Origin of the sequence: Kitasatospora sp. NPDC059160, assembly GCF_042755465.1 — a bacterium.
Lineage (GTDB): Bacteria > Actinomycetota > Actinomycetes > Streptomycetales > Streptomycetaceae > Kitasatospora.
In genome coordinates this window covers 16,711-40,581 of record NZ_JBHZCN010000010.1, presented here as the reverse complement: position 1 = coordinate 40,581, position 23,871 = coordinate 16,711, and the positions used below count along the sequence as shown (strand labels likewise).

26 protein-coding genes are annotated in these 23,871 nt (G+C 73.2%); 14 read left to right on the top strand and 12 right to left on the bottom strand.

The genetic code is table 11. The features are described 5' to 3' along the window. Window positions 1–155: 155 nt before the first annotated feature. Together ACFXOZ_RS06245 and ACFXOZ_RS06240 are read left to right on the top strand one after the other, a co-directional pair. Window positions 156–1,172 carry a slipin family protein gene (locus tag ACFXOZ_RS06245; RefSeq protein ID WP_375883975.1) on the top strand — a complete coding sequence of 339 codons (1,017 nt, stop codon included), beginning with the start codon at window positions 156–158 and terminating at the stop codon, window positions 1,170–1,172. 91 nt (window positions 1,173–1,263) lie between these two features. Beyond that, window positions 1,264–1,716, top strand: coding sequence for a CBS domain-containing protein (locus ACFXOZ_RS06240; protein WP_375883977.1), 453 nt, complete (start codon window positions 1,264–1,266; stop codon window positions 1,714–1,716). A gap of 80 nt (window positions 1,717–1,796) precedes the next feature. On the opposite strand, the gene ACFXOZ_RS06235 is transcribed toward ACFXOZ_RS06240, so the two are convergent. After that, window positions 1,797–2,417, bottom strand: a complete 621-nt coding sequence (locus tag ACFXOZ_RS06235) for a TetR/AcrR family transcriptional regulator (RefSeq protein ID WP_375883978.1) — start codon at window positions 2,415–2,417, stop codon at window positions 1,797–1,799. Between the two features lie 85 nt (window positions 2,418–2,502). On the opposite strand from ACFXOZ_RS06235, the gene ACFXOZ_RS06230 reads away from it, so the two are divergent. The 3 genes from ACFXOZ_RS06230 (at window position 2,503) to ACFXOZ_RS06220 (ending at window position 3,553) form a co-directional block, all read left to right on the top strand. Then, on the top strand, window positions 2,503–3,015 hold the full coding sequence (locus ACFXOZ_RS06230; RefSeq protein WP_380521346.1) for a DUF1453 domain-containing protein: 513 nt from the start codon (window positions 2,503–2,505) through the stop codon (window positions 3,013–3,015). Between the two features lie 42 nt (window positions 3,016–3,057). Then, the gene (locus ACFXOZ_RS06225) at window positions 3,058–3,228 is read left to right on the top strand and encodes a hypothetical protein (protein ID WP_375883984.1); all 171 of its coding nucleotides are present in this window, start codon (window positions 3,058–3,060) and stop codon (window positions 3,226–3,228) included. Between the two features lie 184 nt (window positions 3,229–3,412). After that, a complete protein-coding gene (locus ACFXOZ_RS06220) occupies window positions 3,413–3,553 on the top strand; it encodes a hypothetical protein (RefSeq protein ID WP_375883986.1) in 141 nt (46 codons plus the stop codon). 1 nt (window position 3,554) lies between these two features. Here ACFXOZ_RS06220 and ACFXOZ_RS06215 read toward each other — a convergent pair whose 3' ends face one another. Further along, window positions 3,555–6,452, bottom strand: coding sequence for an FAD-binding and (Fe-S)-binding domain-containing protein (locus tag ACFXOZ_RS06215; protein ID WP_380587858.1), 2,898 nt, complete (start codon window positions 6,450–6,452; stop codon window positions 3,555–3,557). A 134-nt stretch (window positions 6,453–6,586) separates the two neighbouring features. Between ACFXOZ_RS06215 and ACFXOZ_RS06210 the strand changes: the two genes are divergently transcribed. From ACFXOZ_RS06210 to ACFXOZ_RS06200, 3 genes are all read left to right on the top strand, one after another. After that, window positions 6,587–7,840: an RNA-guided endonuclease InsQ/TnpB family protein gene (locus ACFXOZ_RS06210; protein WP_380587855.1), complete on the top strand. Its 1,254-nt coding sequence runs from the start codon at window positions 6,587–6,589 to the stop codon at window positions 7,838–7,840. A gap of 111 nt (window positions 7,841–7,951) precedes the next feature. Continuing rightward, entirely contained in the window at window positions 7,952–8,098 is a 147-nt protein-coding gene (locus ACFXOZ_RS06205) for a hypothetical protein (protein WP_380587852.1), read from the top strand. Window positions 8,099–8,106: 8 nt separating this feature from the next. Continuing rightward, window positions 8,107–8,610 carry an HIT family protein gene (locus ACFXOZ_RS06200; RefSeq protein WP_380587849.1) on the top strand — a complete coding sequence of 168 codons (504 nt, stop codon included), beginning with the start codon at window positions 8,107–8,109 and terminating at the stop codon, window positions 8,608–8,610. Here the strand turns inward: ACFXOZ_RS06200 and ACFXOZ_RS06195 are convergent. The 3 genes from ACFXOZ_RS06195 to ACFXOZ_RS06185 all read right to left on the bottom strand — a co-directional run bounded on the left by ACFXOZ_RS06195 (window position 8,594) and on the right by ACFXOZ_RS06185 (window position 12,625). Next, a complete protein-coding gene (locus tag ACFXOZ_RS06195; RefSeq protein ID WP_375883994.1) occupies window positions 8,594–9,598 on the bottom strand; it encodes a glycosyltransferase family 2 protein in 1,005 nt (334 codons plus the stop codon). The genes ACFXOZ_RS06200 and ACFXOZ_RS06195 overlap by 17 nt on opposite strands. A gap of 224 nt (window positions 9,599–9,822) precedes the next feature. After that, window positions 9,823–10,488, bottom strand: coding sequence for a transglycosylase SLT domain-containing protein (locus ACFXOZ_RS06190; RefSeq protein ID WP_375883997.1), 666 nt, complete (start codon window positions 10,486–10,488; stop codon window positions 9,823–9,825). Between the two features lie 694 nt (window positions 10,489–11,182). Next, complete coding sequence (locus ACFXOZ_RS06185) at window positions 11,183–12,625, bottom strand: amino acid permease (RefSeq protein ID WP_380587846.1); 1,443 nt, start codon at window positions 12,623–12,625, stop codon at window positions 11,183–11,185. A 283-nt stretch (window positions 12,626–12,908) separates the two neighbouring features. Here ACFXOZ_RS06185 and ACFXOZ_RS06180 point away from each other — a divergent pair, with 283 nt between their 5' ends. Then, window positions 12,909–13,910 (top strand): Ku protein, encoded by a 1,002-nt coding sequence (locus ACFXOZ_RS06180; RefSeq protein WP_380587843.1) that lies wholly within the window; start codon window positions 12,909–12,911, stop codon window positions 13,908–13,910. A gap of 49 nt (window positions 13,911–13,959) precedes the next feature. Further along, window positions 13,960–14,241, top strand: a complete 282-nt coding sequence (locus tag ACFXOZ_RS06175; RefSeq protein ID WP_380528365.1) for a hypothetical protein — start codon at window positions 13,960–13,962, stop codon at window positions 14,239–14,241. A gap of 87 nt (window positions 14,242–14,328) precedes the next feature. On the opposite strand, the gene ACFXOZ_RS06170 is transcribed toward ACFXOZ_RS06175, so the two are convergent. Together ACFXOZ_RS06170 and ACFXOZ_RS06165 are read right to left on the bottom strand one after the other, a co-directional pair. Beyond that, the gene (locus ACFXOZ_RS06170; protein ID WP_380587840.1) at window positions 14,329–15,717 is read right to left on the bottom strand and encodes an NADP-dependent succinic semialdehyde dehydrogenase; all 1,389 of its coding nucleotides are present in this window, start codon (window positions 15,715–15,717) and stop codon (window positions 14,329–14,331) included. A gap of 114 nt (window positions 15,718–15,831) precedes the next feature. Beyond that, the gene (locus tag ACFXOZ_RS06165; RefSeq protein WP_375884008.1) at window positions 15,832–16,113 is read right to left on the bottom strand and encodes a DUF6158 family protein; all 282 of its coding nucleotides are present in this window, start codon (window positions 16,111–16,113) and stop codon (window positions 15,832–15,834) included. Window positions 16,114–16,258: 145 nt separating this feature from the next. On the opposite strand from ACFXOZ_RS06165, the gene ACFXOZ_RS06160 reads away from it, so the two are divergent. Genes ACFXOZ_RS06160 through ACFXOZ_RS06150 form a run of 3 tightly spaced genes read left to right on the top strand, consistent with a single transcriptional unit; the run spans window position 16,259 to window position 19,202 of the window. Next, on the top strand, window positions 16,259–16,864 hold the full coding sequence (locus ACFXOZ_RS06160; protein ID WP_375884009.1) for an ArsR/SmtB family transcription factor: 606 nt from the start codon (window positions 16,259–16,261) through the stop codon (window positions 16,862–16,864). Further along, window positions 16,861–18,156 (top strand): MFS transporter, encoded by a 1,296-nt coding sequence (locus ACFXOZ_RS06155; RefSeq protein WP_380587837.1) that lies wholly within the window; start codon window positions 16,861–16,863, stop codon window positions 18,154–18,156. Before ACFXOZ_RS06160 ends, ACFXOZ_RS06155 begins: the two co-directional genes overlap by 4 nt. Before the next feature lie 47 nt (window positions 18,157–18,203). Next, window positions 18,204–19,202 (top strand): adenosine deaminase, encoded by a 999-nt coding sequence (locus tag ACFXOZ_RS06150; protein ID WP_380587834.1) that lies wholly within the window; start codon window positions 18,204–18,206, stop codon window positions 19,200–19,202. A gap of 18 nt (window positions 19,203–19,220) precedes the next feature. Here the strand turns inward: ACFXOZ_RS06150 and ACFXOZ_RS06145 are convergent, their stop codons facing one another. The 5 genes from ACFXOZ_RS06145 to ACFXOZ_RS06125 form a co-directional block, all read right to left on the bottom strand. After that, window positions 19,221–19,778: a dihydrofolate reductase family protein gene (locus ACFXOZ_RS06145; protein WP_380587831.1), complete on the bottom strand. Its 558-nt coding sequence runs from the start codon at window positions 19,776–19,778 to the stop codon at window positions 19,221–19,223. Window positions 19,779–19,883: 105 nt separating this feature from the next. Beyond that, window positions 19,884–20,519: a vitamin K epoxide reductase family protein gene (locus ACFXOZ_RS06140; RefSeq protein WP_380587828.1), complete on the bottom strand. Its 636-nt coding sequence runs from the start codon at window positions 20,517–20,519 to the stop codon at window positions 19,884–19,886. After that, window positions 20,516–21,310 (bottom strand): DsbA family protein, encoded by a 795-nt coding sequence (locus ACFXOZ_RS06135; RefSeq protein WP_375894962.1) that lies wholly within the window; start codon window positions 21,308–21,310, stop codon window positions 20,516–20,518. Before ACFXOZ_RS06135 ends, ACFXOZ_RS06140 begins: the two co-directional genes overlap by 4 nt. Window positions 21,311–21,398: 88 nt before the next feature. Beyond that, window positions 21,399–22,058 (bottom strand): hypothetical protein, encoded by a 660-nt coding sequence (locus ACFXOZ_RS06130; protein WP_380587825.1) that lies wholly within the window; start codon window positions 22,056–22,058, stop codon window positions 21,399–21,401. 98 nt (window positions 22,059–22,156) lie between these two features. After that, entirely contained in the window at window positions 22,157–22,654 is a 498-nt protein-coding gene (locus ACFXOZ_RS06125) for an SRPBCC family protein (protein ID WP_380587822.1), read from the bottom strand. Window positions 22,655–23,001: 347 nt separating this feature from the next. On the opposite strand from ACFXOZ_RS06125, the gene ACFXOZ_RS06120 reads away from it, so the two are divergent. Beyond that, window positions 23,002–23,859, top strand: a complete 858-nt coding sequence (locus tag ACFXOZ_RS06120) for an Fpg/Nei family DNA glycosylase (RefSeq protein WP_380587819.1) — start codon at window positions 23,002–23,004, stop codon at window positions 23,857–23,859. Window positions 23,860–23,871: the final 12 nt, after the last annotated feature.

The window sequence follows — 23,871 nt, the reverse complement described above, 5'->3', positions numbered from 1 at the left end:
GTGCGGCCCGGGGAGGGTCCTGTGGTTCAGGACGTTCGATCCGGCCTTGTCCGCGCAGGCGTAGCGTTGAAGCAGTTGCTCCGGTGGCTCCCGGCCCGGTTCGGTCGGCGGTGGCCGGACGCGCCGGTGTGCGCGGAGGCCGCGAGGAGGCCGCGATGATCGTCGATGCGGTGCTGGGGGCGCTCGGGGGACTGGCCGGGCTGGGGGCGATCTGGGCGGGGCTGAGCATCCGGGTGGTCCAGCAGTTCCAGAAGGGCGTGGTGTTCCGCTTCGGCAAGGTGCGCGAGGAGATCCGCGAGCCGGGGCTGGTCGCGCTGATGCCGATCGCGGACCGGCTGCGCCGGGTGAACGTGCAGATCGTGACGATGCCGATTCCGGCGCAGGAGGGCATCACCCGGGACAACGTGACCGTGCGGGTGGACGCGGTGGTCTACTTCCGGGTCGAGGACCCGGTCAAGGCGACGGTCAACGTGCAGGACTACAACTTCGCGATCTCCCAGGTCGCGCAGACCTCGCTGCGGTCGATCATCGGCAAGAGCGAGCTGGACGACCTGCTGGCCAACCGCGAACCGATCAACCAGGGGCTGGAGTTGATGATCGACAGCCCGGCGCTGGGCTGGGGCATCCAGATCGACCGGGTGGAGATCAAGGACGTCGCCCTGCCGGAGTCGATGAAGCGCTCGATCGCGCGCCAGGCGGAGGCCGAGCGGGAGCGGCGGGCGCGGATCATCACGGCGGACGGCGAGTTCCAGGCCTCGGCCCGGCTGTCGGAGGCGGCGGCGGTGATGAGCGCGACCCCGGCGGCGCTCCAACTGCGGTTGCTGCAGACCGTGGTGGAGGTGGCGGCGGAGAAGAACTCGACGCTGGTGCTGCCGTTCCCGGTGGAGCTGCTGCGGTTCCTGGACAGCGCGACGGAGTCCCAGCAGCGGGACCTGCTGGCGGCCGCCGCGGTCGCCGCCGCCGCGAAGTCCGCGGAGCAGGCGGTGGAGCGCGGGGAGGTGCCGGAGGAGGAGCTCCCGCACGAGCGGCCCCGGCACGAACTGCCGCCGTTGGAGAAGCTGTTGAACGCGTCGCCGCTGGACGGAGCGGAGCTGGACGGGCTGGGTTCGGACGGGGCGGACCCGGAGGCCCCCGGCCCGACGGAGCGCGCCGAGCCCGGGGCGGCGTCCTGAGCGCCACCGGGCCCGCCCGGGCCCGGTGGCGTGGGTCACCCGGTCGGACCAGGATGGACGAGGGGCTGGAAGCCAGGCCAGGAGGCGGACCATGACCATCGCCAGCGACATCATGCACCCGGGGGCGGAGTGCATCCGCGAGCACGAGACGCTCGCCGCCGCCGCCCGGATCATGCGGGAACGACACGTGGGCGCGCTGCCCATCTGCGGGGAGAACGACCGGCTGCTGGGCATCGTGACGGACCGCGACATCGTGCTGCGCTGCGTCGCGGAGGGCCGTGACCCGTCCGAGGTGACGGCGGGTGAACTGGCGCTCGGCCGGCCGATGACGGTGGAGGCGGACGAGGACTGCGAGCAGGTGCTGCGGGTGATGGAGCAGTACCAGGTGCGCCGCCTGCCGGTGATCAACCACCCGGAGCACAAGCTGGTCGGCATGATCAGCGAGGCCGACATCGCCCGCGGGCTGCCGCAGGCCCGGCTCGCGGAGTTCGTGTCGGCGGTCTGCGCCGAGGCGGCGCCGAAGAAGGAGGCGCTGCAGGGCTGACCCGGCCGGCCCGGCCGCGGGCGCGGTCGGCCCACCACGCGGACCGGGCTCGCCCGGGCGGCGGGTTCCTCGGCGCGTCGTCAGCCGCTCGCCAGGGTGTCGAGGTGGCGGCGCAGCACCGCGCGCAGTGCGTCCGGGCCGACCAGGTCGGGGTGCTGGACGGCTTGCAGGGTGAGGCCGTCCAGCAGGGCGGAGAGCCGGCGGGTCTCGACGTCGAGGTCGAGGCCGGGGAGCAGCGCGCCGGAGCGCTCGGTCTCGACCAGGACGCGCCGCACCAGTTCGTCCAGGCCGGCCTGCAACTCGGCGGCGCGGGGACGTAGTTCGGGCCGGGTGCGGGCGGCGGTGACGAACGAGAGCCAGAGTGCGGACTCCTCCCGGCGCCGGGCGTCCAGCGGGAGGGTCTCGGCGAGCAGCCGGGCGGTCTGCTCGCGCCGGTCGGTACCGGGGGTGGGCTCCGGGTCGAGCAGGGCGCGGGCATGGGTGCGGACGCGGGCGTCGATCCGACGGGCCAGTTCCTGCATCGCGAAGAGCATCAGCTCGGAGCTGCCGGCGACGTAGTGGCGGACCGAGCCGACGGCGAGTCCGGCCTCCTCGGCGACGTTGCGCAGTGAGGCGTGCTCCAGGCCCTCCCGGGCGGCGACGCGCAGGACGGCGTCGGCGACGGCCTGGCGGCGTTCGACGGGGTCGACGATCTTCGGCATGTTGCCGTTATAGCACGGGCGAGCTACATTGCTGCCTGGGCTGATTTAGCACGGCTGAGCTATAAAAATCGGGGAGTGGGGCGGGATGGGCAACTGGGTGCACGTGGCACTGATCGGGGTCGTGGTGGCCGTGGTGGTGGTCCGGCGGCTGCGCGGTGAGCCGCTCAACGCGCGGGACCTCTTCGCGCCGCCGGTGGTGCTCACCGCCCTCGGGTTGTGGGCACTGTCGCAGCGGCACGGCCTCGGGGTGGGCGACTACGTCTGGATCGGCGCCGGTGCGGCGCTCGGTGTCGGCCTCGGCGCGCTGCGCGGCGCCACCATCCGGGTGTACGAGCGGGAGGGCGTGCTGTGGCAGCGCTACACCGGGCGGTCCTTCCTGGTGGCCGTGGTCTCGCTCGCCGCGATGGCGGGCTTCGCGCTGCTCGCCGAGCGCGGCGGCCTGGCGGCGGACGCCCGTCCGGTCCAACTCTCCATCGGCGTGGGCTTCCTGGGGGAGGCGCTGGTGGTCGGCTACCGCGGGCTCGCCTCCGGGGCCCCGTTCGCGCCCGAGAAGCGGGGCGCGAGGTCGCCGCTCGGGCCGGATCGATTCGGGCGGTAACTTTGGTTGTCGTCGACCCTGTTGGTAACTGTGGTTGTCGCCATGACTGCTGTGGAGATCACCACCGAGGAGCAGGCCGAACTGGCCAAGGCCCTCCTCGACGCGCTCAATCCCGTCGCCGCCGCCGTGCGAGCCCGGGCGACCGGGCTGCCCGAGGAGCGGATGTGGCACGCCGATCCGGCCGAGATCGCCCTCTCCGTGCTGGCTGCCTGACGGTGAGGTCAAGCGACTTGCCGCGACCGCGGCCGCCACCGCCGGCTCCTACGGCGCCAGCTACGAGCAGCTGGGCGCCGCCTGGGGCATCACCCGGCAGGGCGCCCGGAAGAAGTGGCCGGAGGCCGTCAGCCGCCCGGCGGCCCAGCCCGGCTCGCTCGAACTGTTCGGCGGAACATTCGAGTTGGCCGCGGACCGGGCCGCCGACGGCTGGCACTGGACGGCTGTCGGCGCCGACGGGGTGAGCGGCGAGGCGGCCGCCGGCCACCCGACCCGGGAGGAGGCCGCCGCTCACGCCGGGGCCTTCCTCGCCGAGCACGCCTAGCTCATTCCGAAGACTGCTCCCGCAGCTCCCGGGCGATCAGCTCGGCCAGGTGCAGGGCCCTTCGCCCGTCGGCCAGTTGGGCGATCTGGGTGCGGCAGCTGAACCCGTCCGCGAGCACCACGGTGTCGGGCCCGGCGGCCCGGACCTCGGGCAGCAGGACGCGCTCGGCGATCGCCCGGGACACCTCGAAGTGCCCCCGTTCGAAGCCGAAGTTGCCCGCCAGCCCGCAGCAGCCGGAGTCCAGTACCCGGTTGTCCAGGCCCAGTCGGGCCTCGACCCGGCGGTCGGCGGCGCTGCCGAGCACCGCGTGCTGGTGGCAGTGGGTCTGGGTGACGGCCTCCAGCCGGACCGGGGGGAGCGGCGCCTCCGGGGCGTACTCGTCGATGAACTCGGCGAAGGTGCGCGTCCGTTGGGAGAGTGGGCGGCCTTCCGCGCCGAGGAGTCGGGGCAGGTCCTCGCGCAGGGTGGCGGTGCAGCTGGGGTCCAGGCCGACCACGGGGGTGTCGGCCGGGAGCCCGGTGGCCGCCAGGGCCGCCAGGCTGCGCCGCAACACCCGCCGGGCGGTGCCGAGTTGACCGGTGGAGTACCAGGTGAGGCCGCAGCACACCGGCCCGTCGGGCAGTCGGACGTCGAAGCCCAGGTGTTCCAGTACCTCGACGGCCGAGCGCAGGACGTCGGGCTGGAGGTGGTCGGAGAAGGTGTCCGGCCACAGCAGGACCGGTCGGGCGCCCGCCGGGGTAGGGCGGGTGGCGCGGTGGCGCCGGTACCAGCGGGTGAAGGTCTCGGGCGGGAGGACCGGCAGCACCCGGCGCCGGTCGATCCCGCCGAGCCGTTTGAGCAGGGCGCCGGCCCGGGAGCGGGCCAGCGTGTTGGCGGCCGCGGGCGCCGGTGCGACCATGCGCAGCCACAGTGGCAGCCAGCCCATCGAGTAGTGGGCGAGCGGGCGGGGCCGCCGCCGGTAGTGCTGGTACAGGAACTCGGTCTTGTAGGTCGCCATGTCGACGTGCACCGGGCAGTCGCTCGCGCAGCCCTTGCAGCTCAGGCAGAGGTCCAGGGCCTCCCGCACCTCCGCCGAGCGCCAGCCGTCCGGCACGGCCTCGCCGCGCAGCATCTCGGCCAGCAGCCGGGCCCGGCCCCGGGTGGAGTGCCGCTCCTCGCCGGTGGCCATGTAGCTCGGGCACATCACCCCGGTGGTCGGGTCCACGCACTTGGCGACGCCCACGCAGCGGTGCACCGCCCTGGTGAGGCTGCCGTCGTCCTGCTCGTACGGCAGGGCCAGCGGCAGCGGGCGGCGCGGGGCGGTGACGAAGCGCAGGTCGGCGTCGAGCGGGCGGGGGTCGACCAGGGCGCCCGGGTTGAGCAGGTTCTCCGGGTCCCAGATCCGCTTGAACTCGCCGAACAGGGCGATGACTTCGGGCGGGTACATGCGCGGCAGCAGCTCGGACCGGGCCTGCCCGTCACCGTGCTCGCCGGAGAGCGAACCGCCGTACGAGACCGCCAGGTCGGCCGCCTGCTCCAGGAACTCCCGGAAGACCGGGGCCCCGTGCGGCCGGTCCAGCGGGAAGTCGATCCGCAGGTGCACGCAGCCGTCGCCGAAGTGCCCGTACGGCACGCCGTGCAGGCCGTGCCGGCGCAGCAGGGCGCGCAGGCCGCGCAGGTAGTCGCCGAGCCGCTCGGGCGGGACGGCGGAGTCCTCCCAGCCGGGCCAGGCCTGGCCGCCGCCGGGCAGGCGGGTGACGATCCCGGCGCCGGCCTCCCGGACGGCCCACAGCTGGCGCTGCTCGACCGGGTCGGTGACCAGGGCGACGGCGGCCGCGGGCTCCCGGCGCACCGCGTCGGCCAGTCGGCGGGCCGCCTGGTAGGCCGCCAGGGCGGTGGCGCCGCCGGTCTCCAGGAACAGCCAGCACCCGCCCGCGGGCAGCCGGTCCAGGGCGGGCGGGCGCGGGCCGGCGGCGAGCAGGGCGGCGATCAGGTCGGCGGCCATGCCCTCGGCGGTGAGCGGACCGTACGGCAGCAGCGCGGGGACGGCGTCGGCGGCGGCGCCCTCGTCGGGGTAGCCGGCCACCACGAGGGCGCGGGCCGGCGGGTCCTCGACCAGTCGGACGGTGGCGCCCAGCAGCAGCGCGCAGGTGCCCTCGGTGCCGGTCAGCGCCCGGGCCAGGTCGTGGCCGTGTTCGGGCAGCAGCGCGTCCAGCGGGTAGCCGGAGGTGCGGCGGGGCAGCTGCGGCATGCCCTGCCGGATGACGGCGAGGTTGCGGTCGGTGAACTCCTGGAGTTCGCGGTGCAGTCGGCCGGCCCGGCCGGGCAGGTGCGTCAGCGCCGCGCGCTCGGCGGCGGTGAGCCGTCCGCCGACGGTCAGTTCGGTGCCGTCGGCGAGCAGCAGTTCCAGCCGCTCCACGTTGTCGGCGGTGCGGCCCCAGGCGAGCGAGTGGGAGCCGCAGGAGTCGTTGCCGATCATGCCGCCGAGGGTGCAGCGGCTGTGCGTGGACGGGTCCGGGCCGAAGCGCAGCCCGTACGGCCGGGCGGCGCGCTGGAGGTCGTCCAGCACGGTGCCGGGCTGGACGCGGGCGGTGCGGGCCTCGGCGTCCACCTCCAGCACCGCACCGAGGTGGCGGCGGAAGTCCAGGACCACCGCACCGGGGCCGATCGCCTGCCCGCCGACGCTCGTCCCGGCCCCGCGGGCCACCACCGGCACGCCGTACTCCCGGCACAGTGCCAGCGCGGTGCGCACATCGTCCGGGTCCGCGGGTTTGACCACCCCGAGCGGCAGCTGCCGGTAGTTGGAGGCGTCCTGGCTGTACACGGTGCGCTCGGCGGCGTCGAAACGGACCTCCCCGCGCAGTACGGCGGCCAGTTCACGGGCCAGTTCGGCCCCGGGGACGGTAGAGGGACGGCTCACCTTTGATCTCCCAGGTTGCTCCGGCCTTCGGGCCGGGGAGGAATGGGGGCTTGGCCCGGAGCCGCGAAGCGGCGGAGTGATCCTCGGGGGCGCCGACGTGGGCCGTTGTCAGTGCCTGTCGGTAGGTTGATCTGGTGCATCTTCGGTACTCGTATCGCATCTACCCGACGGCAGGTCAGCGTGCTTCGCTCGTCCGGACGTTCGGGTGTGCGCGGGTGGTGTACAACGACGCCCTCGCGGCGCGAAAGGAAGCCCGTAAGGGCGGCCTGCCCTACCCCAAGAGCACCGATTTGCAGAAGCAGGTGATCACGGCGGCGAAGAAGACCCCTGAGCGGGCGTGGCTGGCCTCGGTCGGGGTGGATCCGCTGATCCGGTCCCTGCGGGATCTGGACACCGCGTACCGGAACTTCTTCGACTCGGTATCCGGCAAGCGCGCCGGTCGGCCGGTCGGGCTTCCGCGGTTCAAGTCGCGCAAGGACAGCCGGCAGTCTCTGCGCTTTACCCTCAACGGGTTCCGCATCCGGGGCAATGGGAAGCTGAACCTGGCGAAGATCGGCGATGTACGGGTGAAGTGGTCGCGGGCACTGCCTGCCGACCCGTCGTCCGTGACGATCGTGCTGGATGCGGCCGGGCGGTATTACGCCAGTTTCGTCGTGGACGTCGAACCCGAGCACCTGCCCGAGGTCGATGCCGAGGTCGGCATCGACCTCGGGCTGACCACCTACGCCGTCCTCTCCGACGGCAGCGTGATCGACAACCCCCGCTTCCTCCGCAAGGCGGAGAGGAAACTCAAGGCTGCGCAGCGGGAACTGTCCCGCAAGGCCAAGGGATCGAAGAATCGGGCCAAGGCCCGCCGGAAGGTCGCCCGGGCGCACGCCAAGGTGGCCGACACCCGCATGGACTGGCTGCACAAACAGACCACCACGTTGATCCGCGAAACCCAAGCGGTGTACCTGGAGGATCTGAACGTACGTGGCCTTGGCCGTGGCCGTCTGGCCAAGTCCGTCCACGACGCCGGATGGGCCACCTTCCGGCGCCTTCTTGAGGAGAAGGCCGCCCGGTACGGACGCCATGTCGGGATCGTGCACCGCACGTTCCCGTCCTCCCAGCTCTGCTCGGACTGCGGACACCGCGACGGACCCAAGCCCCTGCACGTACGCGAGTGGGCCTGTCAGGTGTGCGGTGTTCTCCATGACCGTGACCTCAACGCTGCTCGCAACATCCTGGCCGCCGGGCAGGCGGACAGGCTAAACGCCTCTGGAGGACCGGTCAGACCTGGCGTGGCGATCCCACGCCAGGCACGGCCCGTTGAACGGGGAACCCACCTCGGTGACCTTCGGACCACGGGTGACCGTGCCGCAGGCGCGGGAGGAATCCCCGTCCTCTAGGGCGGGGAGGATGTCAACAGGGCCTCCCAGGAAGTGGACTCCGCCGATGATCGCAGCCGGGGCGCCGCACCGATGCGGGGCACGACCGGGCTACCGCCGACGGGGTGTCATGTGACGGGCTCGGCCGTCGTGATCAACGACTCCGCGGACCCGGCCAATCCCGACGCCTACCTCGCCCGGCTGCCGATCGGCGAGCGCCCGGCCGTCCCGACCGACGGCGCGCCGTTCGGGGACATCTTCCCGTACGAGGCGAGCTGACGGTCCGGGTGCTCCAGTCACCGGTCCTGCCCGAGCCGCCCCGCCACGGCGAGGACGGTCCGGAGAGCTGCGGGCAGTGCGCCCGCCCGGACTCCGACTTCCTCTGGACCGACGAGCACTGGCGGCTGAGCGGCGCCGACGCCCCCAGCGGCCTGCCCGCCACCGTGCTGCTCCAGCCGCGCGCCCACCACGACCTGCTGGACCTGCCGGCCGAGCTGTCCACCCGGCTCGGCCCGATGCTCCAGCGGGTGGAGCGGGCCGTGCTGTCGCTGGGCGGCATCGGCCGGGTCCACGTGAACCGCTGGGGCGACGGTGGCGCCCACCTGCACCTGTGGCTGATCGCCCGGCCGGAGGGCCTGACGCAGCTGCGCGGCTCCACCCTGCCGCTGTGGATGGACGTGCTGCCGCCGCTGCCCGCCGGGGTGTGGGCCGAGCGCGCCCGCCGGATCGCCGCCGCGATGGCGGCTGGGGGCGGCACCGCGCCCGCCCGCCGGGCTACTTGCGGCCGGTGAGGGTGCCGCGGGCGATGTGGGAGAGCTTGGCGACCTCGAAGGCCGGGTAGGCGCCGCCGGCCAGCAGGGAGAACTTGATGCCCTCGCGGCCGGCCGGCTTGCGGTGGCCGGGCGGCTGGAAGCGGTGGTGGTGCTCGGCGGCGCGGTGGAAGAACTGGGGGCGTTCGGCGCGGGTGACGCAGCCGGCGAGGTCGAAGACGAACAGGTAGTGCCGGATCATCCGGACGAACAGGGCGTCGCGGACGGCGTACAGGTGGGGCTGGTCCTCCAGCAGGGCGAAGCTGCGCTCGTACTGCTCGAAGAGGTCGAACACGCTGCTGCCCGGCCCGCCGGCCGGGTGGACGGTCTCCCGGCGGCGCAGCTGGACGCACTCGCGGGCCAGGACGGCGGCCGTGCGGGCGCCGAGCAGCGCCGCGTGCACCACCGGGATCTCCTCGTAGCGGCCGTCGGGGAAGGCGAGCCCGAGGTCCTCCCAGTGGCCGCGGCGGATCAGCCGGTCCCAGACCAGCGGGGGCGCGCCGAACAGCTCGGGCCGGTCGAAGGGGGCGAAGGGCTCGGGGCCGGCCTCGGCGAGCAGGGCCTCGGCGCCGCCCGGCCAGTCGCGGTCGTTGTGGCGGCGGGAGTGGCCGAACAGCAGGACGTCGACCGGGCCGGTCTGCCGGAGCCGGTCGGCGAGCGCCTGGAGGGCGTCCCGGGGGAGCAGGTGGTCGGCGTCGAGGAACAGCAGGTGCTCGCCGGTGGCCCGCGCCGCGCCCGCGTTCCGGCTCACCCCGACCCCGACGGCCGCGTTCAGGTGCAGCACCGACACCCGGGGGTCCCGGGCCGCGTAGGCGTCGGCGAGCCCGCCCGCGGTCTCGGGGGAGCGGTCGGCGACCACGATCACCTCGACGTCGGCCAGGGTCTGGGCGAGCAGCGAGTCCAGGCAGTCGGCGAGCTGTCCGTGCTGGTCGTAGGCGGTGAGCACGACGCTGATCAGGGGTGAGGGCATGACGCCGGAGCGTAAGAGGGCGCGCGAACCGTGGCAAAGGGCTGACGGTGCGTAATTACGAGCAATTAGTGGCAAATCGTACGAGCGTACGCCATATCTTCACGCCGCCTTCCGGACGCGTCCACGCCAGGTGGGACGCACCGGGCCGGACGTGCGCCGGGCCCGCGACGCGGGGTGCGTCGCGGGCCCGGGACGGGTGCGCGGGAGGGCCGGAGCCGGGCGGCTCAGTACCAGTGGTGGCTCTGCCAGAACGCCCAGGCGCCGCACGGGCTGCCGTAGCGGGAGTTCATGTAGTCCAGGCCCCACTTGATCTGGGTGGCCGGGTTGGTCTTCCAGTCCGAGCCGGCCGAGGCCATCTTGGTGCCCGGCAGCGCCTGGACCAGGCCGTAGGCGCCGGAGGAGGCGTTGACGGCCATCGGGTTCCAGCTGCTCTCGCGGGCCACGATGTTGCTGAAGCACTGCAGCTGGCCGGCCGGCACGATCTGGGCGGCGATCTGCTGCGGGGTGCCGGTCGGGGCGGCGAGGCTCTGGCGCTGCTGCGAGCGGGAGGCGGCGGCGTCGGCCTGGGCCTTGGCGTCCGCCTGGGCCTTCGCGTCGGCCGCGGCCTGCGCCTGGGCGTCGGCCTGGGCCTTGGCGTCCGCATCGGCCTTCGCCTGGGCCTCCTGGGCCGCCTGGGCGTCCTGGGCGGCCTGCTGGGCAGCGGCAGCGGTGTCGGCCTGCGCCTGGTCGGCCACCGGCTTGCCGTCCACCGAGACGGCGGCCGCGGGGGCGGCGGCCTCGGCGGTGTTCCCGGCCTGCGGGATGGCGAGCGCGGCGGTGGCGGCGCTCGCGACCACGAGGGTGGCGACGCCGGTGATCAGGGAGTTGCGGCGGGCATGACTGAGCTGCATGGAGCGGGCGGTCCTTTTCCGTCGGGGGCCGTGCCGGGGCACTGGGCGCGGGGCATCGCACGGGCTCCGGGTGAGCGGGGCCCGCGCGGCCGTCCGGGACGGCCGTGGCGCCCCGGCCGAGAGCGGCGGGGCGGGCGGGCTGCGCACGGCGGACGGGGCCGGCCGGCGCTGCCTGGCGACGGGCCATTCTTGGCAGGGCCGGGGACGGGTGGCAAAAGGGTTCGCTACTACGACGAGTAGTGGCCGAGCGGGCGCTTGCGGTCCGGCGTGCCGGTGTGTTTGTGGTGCTTTGTCCGGCTTTGATGTTCGCGGGTCGAGGGTGGGGGCCGCCGACGGAAGGTGGGGCCGGAAGGCTCCATGGCCTGGGTTCTTCGGGGCGGGCCCGGTGTCCGGGCGGGCGGCCCGGGAGTGACGGTCGGTGTCGGGGGCGGCACGGGCGGAGTGCGACAACTATCCAGGACCGTAGATGCGAAACCCCCTGTGGGCGGGCTCACACGTCCGCGGCGCCGACATCGACGCAGCGTGACCGGCCGGTCGCCGGTCATCGGTCTACCGCCACCGGTCCGCAGTCCGCAGTCCGCCGCGCGGCGGGCCGTCCGGCCGACCGCCCTCGTCCGGGCATGGAACGGCACCGGGCCCGGGAGCCTCCGCAACGGCTCCCGGGCCCGGCGTTCCCGCGCGGGGGCGGACGGGTTCAGGACCCCGCCGCCACCGCCGCCCGCCGGCGCCGGCCCACCACGGCCGAGGCACCGAGCACGATCGCCGCGGCCACCAGCGACAGGTACATCTGCTTGCGTCCGTCGGGGTCGGTGAACATGTACACCACGACGAAGCCGATCATGCCGATGGCCACCCAGGTGAGATAGGGGTACAGCCACATCCGGACGGTGTGCCGCTCGGGCATCTCACGCTCGATGATCTTGCGCATCCGCAGCTGGGTCGCGCAGATCACCAGCCAGACGAAGAGCGCGATCGCACCGGAGGAGTTCAGCAGGAAGGCGAACACGGTGTTCGGCGAGGTGTAGTTGAAGAAGACCGCGATGAAGCCGAAGACCACCGAGGAGAGGATGGCCACCATCGGCACGCCGCGCGAGTTCACCGTCGCGAAGACCTTCGGGGCGTCGCCGCGCCGGCCGAGCGAGAAGGCCATCCGGGAGGCGGTGTACATCCCGGAGTTGAGGCAGGAGAGCACCGCCGTCAGCACGATCACGTCCATCACCTGGCCCGCGTGCGGGATGCCCACGTGGTCGAGCACCGCCACGTACGGGCTGTCCTTCACCGCGGCGGAGTCCCACGGCAGCAGGGTCACCACCAGCAGGATGGAGCCCAGGTAGAAGATCCCGATCCGCCAGATCACGCTGTTGGTGGCCTTGCTGACCGCCTTCTCCGGGTCCTCCGACTCGCCTGCCGCCAGGGTGACGATCTCGCTGCCCATGAAGGCGAAGACGACCGTGAGCATGCCGGTGAACACCGCGCCCACGCCGTGCGGCAGGAAGCCGCCGTGGCCGGTCAGGTTGCTGGCGCCGACCGCGTGGGTGTCCGGCAGCACGCCGAAGACGGCGAGGGTGCCGATCACCAGGAACGCGGCGATCGCCACCACCTTGATCCCGGCGAACCAGAACTCGAACTCGCCGTAGGAGGCGACCGAGAACAGGTTGGTGGAGGTCAGCACCGCCATCACGATCAGGGCCCAGCCCCACTGCGGCACGCCCGGCACCCAGTGGTTGAGGATCTTGGCGCCGGCCGTCGCCTCGACGGCGAGCACCACGACCCAGAAGAACCAGTACAGCCAGCCGATGGTGAAGCCGGCCCAGCGGCCCAGCGCGCGGTCCGCGTACGCCGAGAACGAGCCGCTCTGCGGGTCGGCCGCCGCCATCTCGCCGAGCATCCGCATCACCAGCACCACCAGCACGCCGGCCAGGGTGTAGGAGAGGAGGATGCCGGGACCGGTGGAGGCGATGCCCGCACCGGAGCCGACGAACAGGCCGGCGCCGATCACGCCGCCGATCGCGATCATCGACAGGTGCCGGTTCTTGAGCCCGGCCTTCAGGTGGCCGTCGCCGCCGTGTCCGACCGGGCCGAGCTGGTGGGGGACCTGGGTGGTGTCCGCGGCCTGCTTGGTGGTGTCCGCACTCATGGAGGGTGCCTTCTGCCTTTCCGGCGCGGCATGACCCTCGGCTCGTCGTGCCGGAGGGTGGGGGACAGACCCGCGCATTGCGGTGCAACCTAACTTCTACGCCCGGGTATCGGAACAGCTGAGAGATAACTGTTCGCTCACCGGACACAAAAGGCCAGGTCAGGGTGGGTGGAGAAGTGGCGGGAAAGGCTCAAATCTGACGCAGCGTCATGCTGGCGGGAACCCGCCAGGGCCCTGCCGGAGCAAGTGGCCGATCCGGCCGAACGCGCGCACAGTGGGAACCATGCAGACCACCTGGAAGGGGACGATCAGCTTCGGGCTGGTCAGCATCCCCGTCCACCTCTACTCCGCGACCCAGGAGCACGACGTCCCGCTGCACCAGGTGCACGCCAAGGACGGTGGCCGGGTGCGGATGAAGCGGTACTGCGAACGGGAGGAGAAGGAGGTCCCGTACGCGGAGATCGCCAAGGGCTACGAGTCGCCCGACGGCCGGACGGTCACGCTCAGCGACGACGACCTCGCCGACCTGCCGCTGCCCAGCAAGAAGATCATCGACGTGCTGGCCTTCGTGGACGCCACCGAGATCGACCCGCTGATGTTCTCCAAGGCCTACTACGTGGGCGTCGCCGACAAGGCCGCCGCCAAGCCGTACGCCCTGCTGCGCGACGCGCTGGTGGAGTCGGGGCAGATCGCCGTCACCAAGATCGCGCTGCGCACCCGGGAGTCGCCCGCGGTGCTGCGGGTGCACGACGGGACGCTGGTGCTCCAGACCTGCATCTGGCCCGACGAGGTCCGCCCGGCGGCCGGGATCGCGCCCGAGGAGGACGTCGCGGTGCGGCCGCAGGAGCTCAAGATGGCGCGGTCGCTGATGGACACCCTCTCCGAGGACTTCGACCTCTCCCAGCTCCACGACGACTACCAGCAGGCGCTCCAGCAGGTGATCACCGCCCGGCTGGAGGGCGTCGAGCTCCCGCACGAGGAGGAGCCCAGCGAGGCGCCGGACAACGTGATCGACCTGATGGAGGCGCTGCGCAGCAGCCTCCGGCAGGCCAAGGGCGGCCGGGCGCCGGCCACCCCGGCCGCAGCGGAGCCGGTCGACGAACAGCCGGCCGCCGAGGAGCCGGCGCCGCGCAAGCGCGCCGCCGCGAAGAAGGCCGCCACCGCGAACAAGGCCGCCACCGCGAAGAAGACCGCCGCCGCCGGAAAGGCCGCGGGCACCGGGAAGGCCGCCCCGGCGAAGAAGACCACCACCCGCAAGTCCGCGGCTCCGCGCAAGGCCTCCTGACCGCGCGGGCCGCCCCCTCCCCCTCACCCAGCACCGGAGGCGATCCCGAATGGACCTGCTCAGCTACAAGGAACTCGAAACCGGGCCGGACGCCCCGAAGAACCCGAGCCTGGGCCACCGGGCCTGGCGCTGGCTGCTCAGCCTCAGCCCCACCGTGGTGACCTTCATGGTCGCGCTCTCGATCGGCCTGCTCATGGTCGAGGTCCAGACGGAGTGGGACCCGATGATCGGGCTGATGGCCTTCTTCTGGCTGCTGACCTTCATCGCGCTGGTCGGCATGGTCGCCCGCTGGGCGACGCCCGGCCGGGGCAGGCACCGGACGGTGGGCTGACCTGACCTGACCTGACCTGACCTGACCTGACCGGCCCGAACCCGGGTACCCGCAGCCGTACCGGAGGCGTCGCGGCTCCGGGAGCGATCAACCGATCCACACCGTGGTGACGTTGCAGAACTCCCGGATGCCGTGCCCGGACAGCTCCCGCCCGAAGCCGGAGCGCTTGACCCCGCCGAAGGGCAGCGCCGGGTGGGAGGCGGTCATGCCGTTGAAGAACACCCCGCCGGCCTGGATGTCGCGGACGAAGCGCTCCTGCTCGCCCTGGTCGGTGGTCCAGACGTTGGAACTGAGCCCGAACGGCGTGTCGTTGGCGAGGGCCACCGCCTCGTCCAGGTCGGCGACCCGGTAGACGGTGGCGACCGGGCCGAAGGTCTCCTCCAGGTGGATCCGCATCGCCGGGGTGATGCCGGTCAGCACGGTCGGCTCGTAGAACCAGCCGGTGTCCCAGCCCATCGGGCGGTTGCCGCCGCACTCGACCCGGGCGCCGTGGGTGCGGGCGTCCTCGACCAGTTCCTCCAGGTCGTCCCGGCCCTGGCGGCTGGCCAGCGGGCCGACGTCGGTGGCCTCGTCCATCGGGTCGCCGATCCGCAGCGCGCGCATCGCCTCGGTGAAGGCGGCGGTGAAGCGGTCGTAGACGTCGGTGTGCACGATGAAGCGCTTGGCGGCGATGCAGGACTGGCCGTTGTTCTGCACCCGGGCCCGGACGGCGGTGGCGACCGCGGCGTCCAGGTCGGCGCTCGGCAGGACCACGAACGGGTCGCTGCCGCCCAGCTCCAGCACCGCCTTCTTCACCTCGTCCGCGGCGGCGGCCGCGACCGCCCGCCCGGCCGGCTCGCTGCCGGTGAGGGTGACGGCGGCGACCCGGCGGTCCCGGACCACCCCCTCGACCGCGCCCGAGCCGATCAGCAGGGTCTGAAAGCAGCCCTCGGGGAAGCCGGCCCGCCGGAACAGCTCCTCGATCGCCAGCGCGGTGCGCGGCACGTTGGAGGCGTGCTTGAGCAGACCGACGTTGCCCGCCATCAGGGCCGGCGCGGCGAAGCGGATCACCTGCCAGAACGGGAAGTTCCACGGCATCACGGCGAGCACCGGGCCGAGCGGGCGGTAGCGGACGTACGCCCGGGAGGCGCCGCTGTCGGCCACGTCGGCCGGGTCCGGGTGCTCGTCGGCGAGCAGCGCCTCGGCGTGGTCGGCGTACCAGCGCATCGCCTTGGCGCACTTGGCGGCCTCGGCCCGGGCGGCGGCGAGCGGCTTGCCCATCTCCGCGGTCATGGTGCGGGCGAGCGCGTCCTGGTCCCGGTCCAGCAGGTCGGCCGCGCGGTGCATCAGTTCGGCGCGGGCGGCGAACGGGGTGCTGCGGTAGCCGTGGAAGGCGGCTTCGGCGCGGGCCAGCCGCCGCTCGATCCCGGCCGCGTCGAGCGCTTCGAAGGTCTGGACGATCTCGCCGGTCGCGGGGTTGACGCTGGCGATGGGCATGCGGGGCTCCCAGTGGGGGGTCGGGTCCGGTGCTCTGCCCTCACACCCTCCCCGACGCCCCGCCCCGGGGCGCGCCACCACCGCCCGGCGTGTCCCGCCGGGGGCCGGCGGGCGTCACTCCGGCAGCGACTCCACCCGGGCGGCCGCCTCCCGGGCCCGGGCGCCGGCCCTGGTCCGGGCCGCGGTCACCTGCCGCAGGGGGAAGCGGTTCAGGTACTCGGCCTCCAGCTGGCCGGTCCGCAGGGTGTGCCGTTTCAGCGCCTCCTCCGAGCCGTACAGGAAGGTCTCGTGGCGGGTGCGGTGCAGTTGCTCCAGCTCGTGCAGCAGGGTGTCGTTGCCCAGTGCGTGCGGGGAGATGCCCGCGGGCCGGATGTGCGGGTCGTCGGCGTGCTGCATCGCGGTGCCTCCTCGGCGGAAGTCCCCTCCTCCAGGGTGCCCGCCGACCGCCGCCGGTGCACCCGATCGTCCGGGGCGGTCCGGATGGACAAGGAGAATTGTAAAAGAGCTGTCGTACAAGAGTTCTTGTGGATATCCTCCCGGCATGGACGAGACGACAGGCAGGACGACCGACGAACCGCGCGGCACCCGGGAGATCCAGGACTCCCGGGTGCTCGCCGCCCTCACCCACCCGTTGCGCTGGCGGCTGATCGACCTGCTCAAGGTCGACGGCCCGGCCACCGTCGGGAGACTGGCCGAGCGCACCGGGCAGGCGGTGGGCAACGTCAGCCACCACCTCAAGGTGCTGGCCGAGAGCGGACTGATCGAGGAGGCGGCCGAGCTCGCCCGGGACCGGCGGGAGCGCTGGTGGCGGCTGGCCGACCGCGAACTCAGCTGGACCAGGGCCGACTTCGACGGGGACCCGGCCGCCGAGGCGGTCGCCGACGCGGCCGGATCGATCCTGCTGGAACGCAAGGTCGAGCTGGTCCGCGAGTGGTCCGCGCGGCGCGGCGGGTACGACCCCGACTGGCGGGACGGCTGCTCGGTGGCCACCGAGGCCTGGCTGCGGCTCACCCCCGAGGAGGCCCGGGAGCTGGCCGCCGACCTGCACGAGGTGATCCAGAAGTGGGCCCGGCGGCCGGTGCCCGAGGACGGGCGGGAGCGCGAGACCGTCCTGGCCTTCGCCCACAGCGTCCCGGCCAGGCCGTGACCGCCACCCTCGCCCCGCCCGCCGGGGGCCCCGAACTCCGTTCGCGCTGGGGCCTGTTCGCCCAGCGGGACTTCCGGCTGCTGTGGGCCGGGCAGACCGTCAGCCGACTGGGCAGCAGCGTCACCACCGTCGCACTGCCGCTGGTCGCGGTGCTCACCCTGGGCGCCGGGCCGCTCGCCGCGGGCCTGCTGACCAGCGCGATCTGGCTGCCCTGGCTGCTGTTCGGCCTGCCGGCCGGGGTCTGGGTCGGCCGGGCGCCCCGGCGGACCGTGATGATCGCCTGCAACCTCGGCTCCGCCGGGCTCCTCGCCAGCGTGCCGGTGGCGGGGTGGTTCGGCGTCCTCACCCTGGCGCACCTGCTGGCCGTGGCCTTCCTCGGCGGCGTCTGCTCGGTGTTCTTCGACGCCGCCGACCAGGCGTACCTGCCCGAGCTGGTCGCCCCGGCGGACCTGATCGAGGGCAACGCCAAGCTCCAGGGCAGCGGCTCTGCGGCCGAGGTCGCGGGCCGCGGACTGGCCGGGCTGGCCGTCCAACTCATCGGCGCCGCAGGCGGGTTGCTCATCGACGCGGTGAGCTTCCTGATCGCGGCCGGCACCCTGCTGCGGATCCGCGCCCGGCCGCAGCCGGTGCCGCCGGTGCCGGAAGGCCTGCGCGGACAGGTCCGCGAGGGGCTGTCCTTCCTGCTGCGCGACCCCTACCTGCGGGCCTTCCTCTGCTTCGGCGCGGCCGCCAACTTCGCCCTCATGGGCTACCAGGCGATCCTGGCGCTGTTCCTGGTCCGGGAGGCCGGCATCGCCCCCGGCTGGGTCGGCGTGCTCGCCTCCGCCGCCGCCCTCGGCGGGGTGCTCGGCGCGGCGGCGGTCCGCCCGCTGTGCGCCCGGCTGGGGACGGCCCGCGCGGTGCGGACCGTGCTGCTCGGCGCCGTCCCGCTCGGGCTGCTGATGCCGCTGGCCGGGCCGGGAGCGGGCACCGCCCTGTACGTGGTCGGCGCGCTCGGGGTGGTCGCGGCCGTGGTGTTCTGCAACGTCGTGCTCGGCAGCTTCCGGCAGTCCTACACCCCGCCCGGGCTGCTCACGAGGGTGGCGGCCGGATCGATGTTCGCCGTCCACGCCACCATCCCGCTCGGCGCCCTGACCGGCGGCGCACTGGGCGAGGCGATCGGCCTGCGACCCACCATGTGGGTGATGACGGGCCTGCTCGTGGTGGCCGGGGCGCTGCCGCTGTTCTCGCCGCTGCGCACCCTCCGGGAGCTGCCCACGGCGCCCCCGAAGATCGGCGAGATCATAGGATGAATTCCGTACCTTCAGGCCCAATCCCCGACAGCTCGGACAGATCGCACATGCCGCTTCCCAAGGCCGAACTCCACCTGCACATCGAAGGCACCCTCGAACCCGAGCTCGCCTTCGCCCTCGCCGCCCGCAACTCCGTCGAACTGCCGTACGCCGACACGGAGGAACTGCGGAAGGCGTACTCGTTCAGCGACCTGCAGTCCTTCCTCGACCTCTACTACGCGCTGATGACCGTGCTGCGCACCGAGCAGGACTTCGCCGACCTCGCGGACGCCTACCTGGCCCGGGCCGCCGAACAGGGCGTGCGGCACGCGGAGATCTTCTTCGACCCCCAGGCGCACACCGCGCGCGGGGTGCCGCTCGGCGTGGTCGTGGACGGCCTGACCCGCGCGCTGTCGCGCAGCGAGCAGCGGTACGGCATCAGCACCCAGCTGATCATGTGCTTCCTGCGCGACGAGTCCGCCGACTCCGCCCTGGACACCTTCGAGGCCGCCCGCCCGTACTTCGACCGGATCGCCGGCATCGGCCTGGACTCGGCCGAGGTCGGCAACCCGCCCGCGAAGTTCCGCGAGGTCTACCGCCGGGCCGCCGAGGCCGGGCTGCGCCGGGTCGCCCACGCGGGCGAGGAGGGCCCGGCCTCGTACATCACCGAAGCGCTGGACGTGCTCGGCGTGGAACGGATCGACCACGGCCTGCGCTGCCTGGAGGACGGCGAACTCGTCGCCCGACTGGTCCGCGAGCAGGTCCCGCTGACCCTCTGCCCGCTCTCCAACGTCCGGCTGCGCTGCATCGACACCCTCGCCGACCACCCGCTGCGGGAGATGCTGGACGCCGGCCTGCTGGTCACCGTCAACTCCGACGACCCGGCCTACTTCGGCGGCTACGTCGAGGACAACTTCCGCGCCGTCCGGCAGGCCCTGGCCCTCGACCAGGAGACCCTGCGCCGACTGGCCGCCAACTCCTTCCGGGCCTCCTTCATCGACGACCGCCGCCGCGCCGAACTCCTCGCCGAGGTCGAGCGGTTCACCTTCGACCCGATCGACGGCTGACCGCCCGCCGGCCCTGCGTCAGTCCAGCGGCGAGGGCCCGCTGCGGGCGTAGCGCAGCAGGGTCACGCCGTTGGTGAAGCGGTGGGTCTCGACCGGGGTGAGCGGGACGGGGCGGTCGGTCGGGCGGAACAGCAGGGTGCCGCGGCCGAGGACGACGGGGTGGACGAGGAGGCGGAACTCGTCGATCAGGTCCTGGGCCAGGAAGGAGGCGGCCAGGTCGGCGCCGCCGAGGGCGAGGTTCCCGCCGGGGCCGGCGGCGAGGGCGGCGACCGTGCCGGGGGTGACCTCGCGGACGACGGTGGTGTTCCAGTCGGCGTGGTCGAGGGTGCGGGAGAAGACGGTCTTCGGCTTGGTGCGCCAGATCTCCGCGAACTCCGCGACCGGGCCCGCGGCGGCCGGGTCCCGGTCGGCGGTGGGCCAGGAGGCGGCCATCAGTTCGTGGGTGCGCCGGCCGGAGAGGAAACCACCCATGCGGACGAGTTCGCGGTTCATGTGGGCGTGCACCTCGTCGTCGATGAGCTGCCAGCCGAGGTCGTGGTCCGGTCCCTCGAAGTAGCCGTCCACGGACACGGACATGAAGAGGACGATCCTGCGTCGCATGGCGGCCTCACCGGGGGAGGGCCCCCGCCGCCCGCTGCCCGCTCCCCGGGGTGGGAGCGGGCGGCGGGCGGCGGACGGGCGTCAGATCAGGGTGCTCCAGTAGTACCAGAACCGGTTGAGCACCAGCAGTGCGATCACCGCGTACCAGAGCACCGGGACGACCCAGTGGTAGCGCACGGCCTCCCGCACCACCGTCCGCGCCCTCGGCCCGACCGGGATCACGCCGGAGCGCAGGTTGTGCAGGGTGGTGTACCAGAACAGCGGGATCATCGCGGCCCAGACCACCATGCAGTACGGGCAGAGCGCGCTGATCCGGTACAGCGCCTGGTACATCAGCCAGGTCACGAAGCCGATCCCGAACACCGTCCCGGCCTGGAGGCCGAGCCAGAACCAGCGCCGGAACGACGCCCCGGCCAGCAGCCCGGCGCCGATCGCGATCACCACGCCGAACGCGACCAGGCCGATCAGCGAGTTGGGGAAGCCGAAGGCCTCCGCCTGGTCGCTGCGCATGACCGAGCCGCAGCTGATGATCGGGTTGATGTTGCAGCTGGGGACGTACGACGGGTCCTTGAGCAGCCGGATCTTGTCCAGGGTGAGGACGGCCGAGGCGAACAGGCCGACCGCGCCGCCGAGCAGGAGCAGCCAGGCGAAGGGGCGGCTCGCACCGAAGGTCCGCGTGCTGGCGGCGGCGGGTACGGCCTGGGCGGGCGGCGTCACCCGGTCACCTGCTTGACCAGGGCGGTGAACTGCTCGGGCGAGACGGCCTTGCCGTTGGTCAGGACGTCCAGCTTCTTGCCGTCGAGCTTGACGGTCGGGGTGCCGGTGACGTCGCTCTTGTTGAACTCCTCGTTCACCTTGGCCGCCCACGGCGCGTAGGTGCCGTCCTGGACGGCCTTCACGAAGGCGTCGGTCTTGAGGCCGGGCACCTGGCCGGCCAGGTCCAGGATGTGGTTGACGTCGCCGAAGTCGTCGCTGCGCTCGTCCGGCTGGTTGGCGTAGAGCACGTCGTGGAAGGCCTTGAACTTGTCCACGCCCTCGTTCAGGGCGGCGCCGGCGGCGGCCAGCGCGGTGCGCGAGCCCTTGCCGCCGAGGTTCTTGTCCAGGAACGTCGCGAGGTGGTACTCGATCTTGTAGGTGCCGTCGTCGGCGAGCTGCTGGACGGCCTTGCCGGTGGTCGTCTCCAGCTGCTCGCAGAACGGGCAGCGGAAGTCCTCGTAGACCTCCAGGGTGTGCGGGGCGTCGGCCTTGCCGTAGGTGATCACGGTGCCGTCGGTGCCGCTCGCGTTGGCGGGGACGACCAGCGGGCCGCCGGCCCCGGCGGTCGAGGAGGAGCCGGAGGAGCCGCCGACGGCGAAGGCGACGCCGGCCGCGAGGGCGAGCACGGCGACGGAGGCGCCGCCGACCACCACCCGGCGGCGGACCCGGTCGGCGCGCTGGGCCTGGGCGCGGGCCTCGCGCATGCGCTCGGTGGCGTTGGTCTTCCGGTCGGTCTTACGGGCGTTGCTCATGGGGTGTCGTCCTGTGCTCTCGGGTGCGCGGGCGCGTGGCGCTGGGCGCTGGGCGTGGCGGGGAGCGAGGACCGTCGAGGGGAAGCGCTCAGACGGTCAGGGCGAACACCGGGGGGCCGCGGCGGACGGCCGGGCGGACGACTGCCGCCTCGGCGGGGACCAGCACACGGCTGGCGCGGGGGAAGGGCGCCCGGAGCACCGGGCGGGCCGGGACGGGGGCGGTCAGCAGCCGCAGCCAGCGGGCGGCGGCCGGGAGGTGGCGGTGCAGGAACTCGCCCAGCGTCCGGAGGGCCCGGGTGAGGCCGCTCAGCGCGGCGTCCGCGCGGCGCAGCCAGAAGGCCCCGGCCAGGGCGATCACGGTGTGCAGGAGGAGCAGCACGAGGATGCCGGTCTGCTCGGACACGCCGTGGCCGAGCAGGAACCCGCCGAGCGAGCCGCCGCCGCAGAGCAGCGGGCGCAGGCCCTGCCCGGCGTCGGGCGGCAGGGACGGGCAGGAACGCTGGGCCAGGTCGAACAGGGCGCTGACGCCGAGCTGGAGGGGGAGGAACGCCGCCGCGATCGCCGGGTAGCCGCGTTCGCGGCCGGCCAGGGCGAAGGCCAGGACGAAGACGGCGGCCGAGGCCAGGCCCATCGTTCCGACCGGCAGCGAGCGGCCGGTGACCAGCACCTGGCCGAGCCCGGCGAGCAGCACGACCAGCGCGGCGAAGACCGCCGCGCGGAGCGTCCTGGTGACCGGGCCGATGTCCATGGCATCCGAGTTTGCCACAGGTTGAAAGTGGAACGGTCTTGTCGGCGGCGGGCTGTGAAGAGCCTCACCGGCCTTGCTGAGCTGGGCTTATGTGGTTCTTACGGGGTGTGGGGGTTCCCGTGGGGGTGGCCGGCAGGGCTTGAGGCGGGGTGGCCGTTTGCGGTGGTCACCCGGGCTTCGAGGATGTCTCGGAAGTGTTCGAGGTCTTCGCGGACCGTGCGCTCGATCGCTCCGGCCTGGGCGAAGCCGCGAGGGCCGCCGAACTCGCGGTGGACGGCCTCCGGGTCGTACTCCAGCCGGATCTGGAGGCGGGTGTGCTCGGGGTCGAGGGGGAGCAGGGCGAAGGCGCCGCTCAGGTGGACGGAGTCCAGGGTGCGCCAGGCCATCACCCGGCCCCGGCCGCGGTCGGTGATCTCGGTGTCCACGGAGCGTTCGGCGCCGTGGATGCGGATCGCGAGGTGGGCGTGGTTGCGGCCGTGGGGGTGGGCGGTGCGGACGCCGTCGACGAACCGGGGGTACTCGTGGACCCGGTGGAGTTGCTCCCAGGTGGCCAGGGCGGGGGCGGTGATGTCGATCTGTTCCTCAAGGGTGGTCATGGGGTTTCCTCCGGAACCAGGGTGCGCTTGGTCGGGGGGTGGGGCAAAAGGGGGCCGCTGCGCGGGGCTGGGGTGTGGGGGTGGGCTTTCGGGAGGGTGGGTTGGTCCGGGGGCGGTTCCGGGGGTGGGTGCTCCGGCGGCTGGGTGATTTTCCGACCGCCGACCCTGTGGGCACGTGGCTGGGCGCCGTGGGCGGTCTGAAAATCACCCGTTACGCCGCTCTCCGCACCCACCCCCTCCACCGCCCCCTCCCGCAGCGCGTCCCTCTCGCCTGGGTCGGGTGGTGGGGGTGGGTGGTTGTTGTGGGTGGGTTGGTGCGGGTTTGGGGGTGGGAGGAGACTGGGCGCATGCCGGAGTTGCCCGAGGTTGAGGCGTTGAGTTCCTTTTTGGCCGCGAGGGTGGTCGGGCGGGAGATCGCGCGGGTGCAGGTGGTGGCGATCAGTGCGTTGAAGACGTACGACCCGCCGGTGGCTGCCTTGGAGGGGCGGGCCGTGGGGGCGGTGGGGCGGCGGGGGAAGTTTCTGGACTTCGAGGTGGGTGGGGTGCATCTGGTGGTGCACCTGGCGCGGGCGGGGTGGGTGCGGTGGAGGGACTCGTTGCCGGTGGAACCGGCGAAGCCGAGTTCGCGGAACCCGTTGGCGGTGCGGGTGGGGTTGGACGGTGGGGACGGGTTCGATCTGACGGAGGCGGGGACGAAGAAGGGGCTCGCCGTCTATGTGGTGCGGGATCCGGTGGAGGTGCCGGGGGTGGCGAGGTTGGGGCCGGAACCGTTGGATCTCGGGGTGGAGGAGTTCGCCGGGTTGTTGCGGGGGGAGCGGCGGAGGTTGAAGGGGGTGTTGCGGGACCAGACCGTGTTGGCGGGGGTGGGCAACGCCTACTCGGACGAGGTGCTGCACGTGGCGCGGATGTCGCCGTACAAGCTGGCGTCGAGCTTGACGGAGGAGGAGACGGCGCGGTTGTACGAGGCGTTGGGTGACACCTTGCGGGACGCGGTGGAGCGGTCGCGGGGGCTGGCGGCGGGGGAGCTCAAGGCGGAGAAGAAGGTGGGGATGCGGGTGCACGGACGGACCGGGCTGCCGTGTCCGGTGTGCGGGGACACGGTGCGGGAGGTGTCCTTCGCGGACTCGTCGTTGCAGTACTGCCCGACGTGTCAGACCGGGGGGAAGCCGTTGGCGGACCGGAGGATGTCGCGCTTGTTGAAGTGACGCGCCCGGGTG

Bases quoted from the DNA above. Each gene is read 5' to 3' on its own strand.
- ACFXOZ_RS06245 (WP_375883975.1), top strand. From the start codon at position 156: ATGATCGTCGATGCGGTGCTGGGGGCGCTCGGGGGACTGGCCGGGCTG.
- ACFXOZ_RS06240 (WP_375883977.1), top strand. From the start codon at position 1,264: ATGACCATCGCCAGCGACATCATGCACCCGGGGGCGGAGTGCATCCGC.
- ACFXOZ_RS06235 (WP_375883978.1), bottom strand. From the start codon at position 2,417: ATGCCGAAGATCGTCGACCCCGTCGAACGCCGCCAGGCCGTCGCCGAC.
- ACFXOZ_RS06230 (WP_380521346.1), top strand. From the start codon at position 2,503: ATGGGCAACTGGGTGCACGTGGCACTGATCGGGGTCGTGGTGGCCGTG.
- ACFXOZ_RS06225 (WP_375883984.1), top strand. From the start codon at position 3,058: ATGACTGCTGTGGAGATCACCACCGAGGAGCAGGCCGAACTGGCCAAG.
- ACFXOZ_RS06195 (WP_375883994.1), bottom strand. From the start codon at position 9,598: ATGCCCTCACCCCTGATCAGCGTCGTGCTCACCGCCTACGACCAGCAC.
- ACFXOZ_RS06190 (WP_375883997.1), bottom strand. From the start codon at position 10,488: ATGCAGCTCAGTCATGCCCGCCGCAACTCCCTGATCACCGGCGTCGCC.
- ACFXOZ_RS06185 (WP_380587846.1), bottom strand. From the start codon at position 12,625: ATGAGTGCGGACACCACCAAGCAGGCCGCGGACACCACCCAGGTCCCC.
- ACFXOZ_RS06180 (WP_380587843.1), top strand. From the start codon at position 12,909: ATGCAGACCACCTGGAAGGGGACGATCAGCTTCGGGCTGGTCAGCATC.
- ACFXOZ_RS06175 (WP_380528365.1), top strand. From the start codon at position 13,960: ATGGACCTGCTCAGCTACAAGGAACTCGAAACCGGGCCGGACGCCCCG.
- ACFXOZ_RS06170 (WP_380587840.1), bottom strand. From the start codon at position 15,717: ATGCCCATCGCCAGCGTCAACCCCGCGACCGGCGAGATCGTCCAGACC.
- ACFXOZ_RS06165 (WP_375884008.1), bottom strand. From the start codon at position 16,113: ATGCAGCACGCCGACGACCCGCACATCCGGCCCGCGGGCATCTCCCCG.
- ACFXOZ_RS06160 (WP_375884009.1), top strand. From the start codon at position 16,259: ATGGACGAGACGACAGGCAGGACGACCGACGAACCGCGCGGCACCCGG.
- ACFXOZ_RS06150 (WP_380587834.1), top strand. From the start codon at position 18,204: ATGCCGCTTCCCAAGGCCGAACTCCACCTGCACATCGAAGGCACCCTC.
- ACFXOZ_RS06145 (WP_380587831.1), bottom strand. From the start codon at position 19,778: ATGTCCGTGTCCGTGGACGGCTACTTCGAGGGACCGGACCACGACCTC.
- ACFXOZ_RS06135 (WP_375894962.1), bottom strand. From the start codon at position 21,310: ATGAGCAACGCCCGTAAGACCGACCGGAAGACCAACGCCACCGAGCGC.
- ACFXOZ_RS06130 (WP_380587825.1), bottom strand. From the start codon at position 22,058: ATGGACATCGGCCCGGTCACCAGGACGCTCCGCGCGGCGGTCTTCGCC.
- ACFXOZ_RS06125 (WP_380587822.1), bottom strand. From the start codon at position 22,654: ATGACCACCCTTGAGGAACAGATCGACATCACCGCCCCCGCCCTGGCC.
- ACFXOZ_RS06120 (WP_380587819.1), top strand. From the start codon at position 23,002: ATGCCGGAGTTGCCCGAGGTTGAGGCGTTGAGTTCCTTTTTGGCCGCG.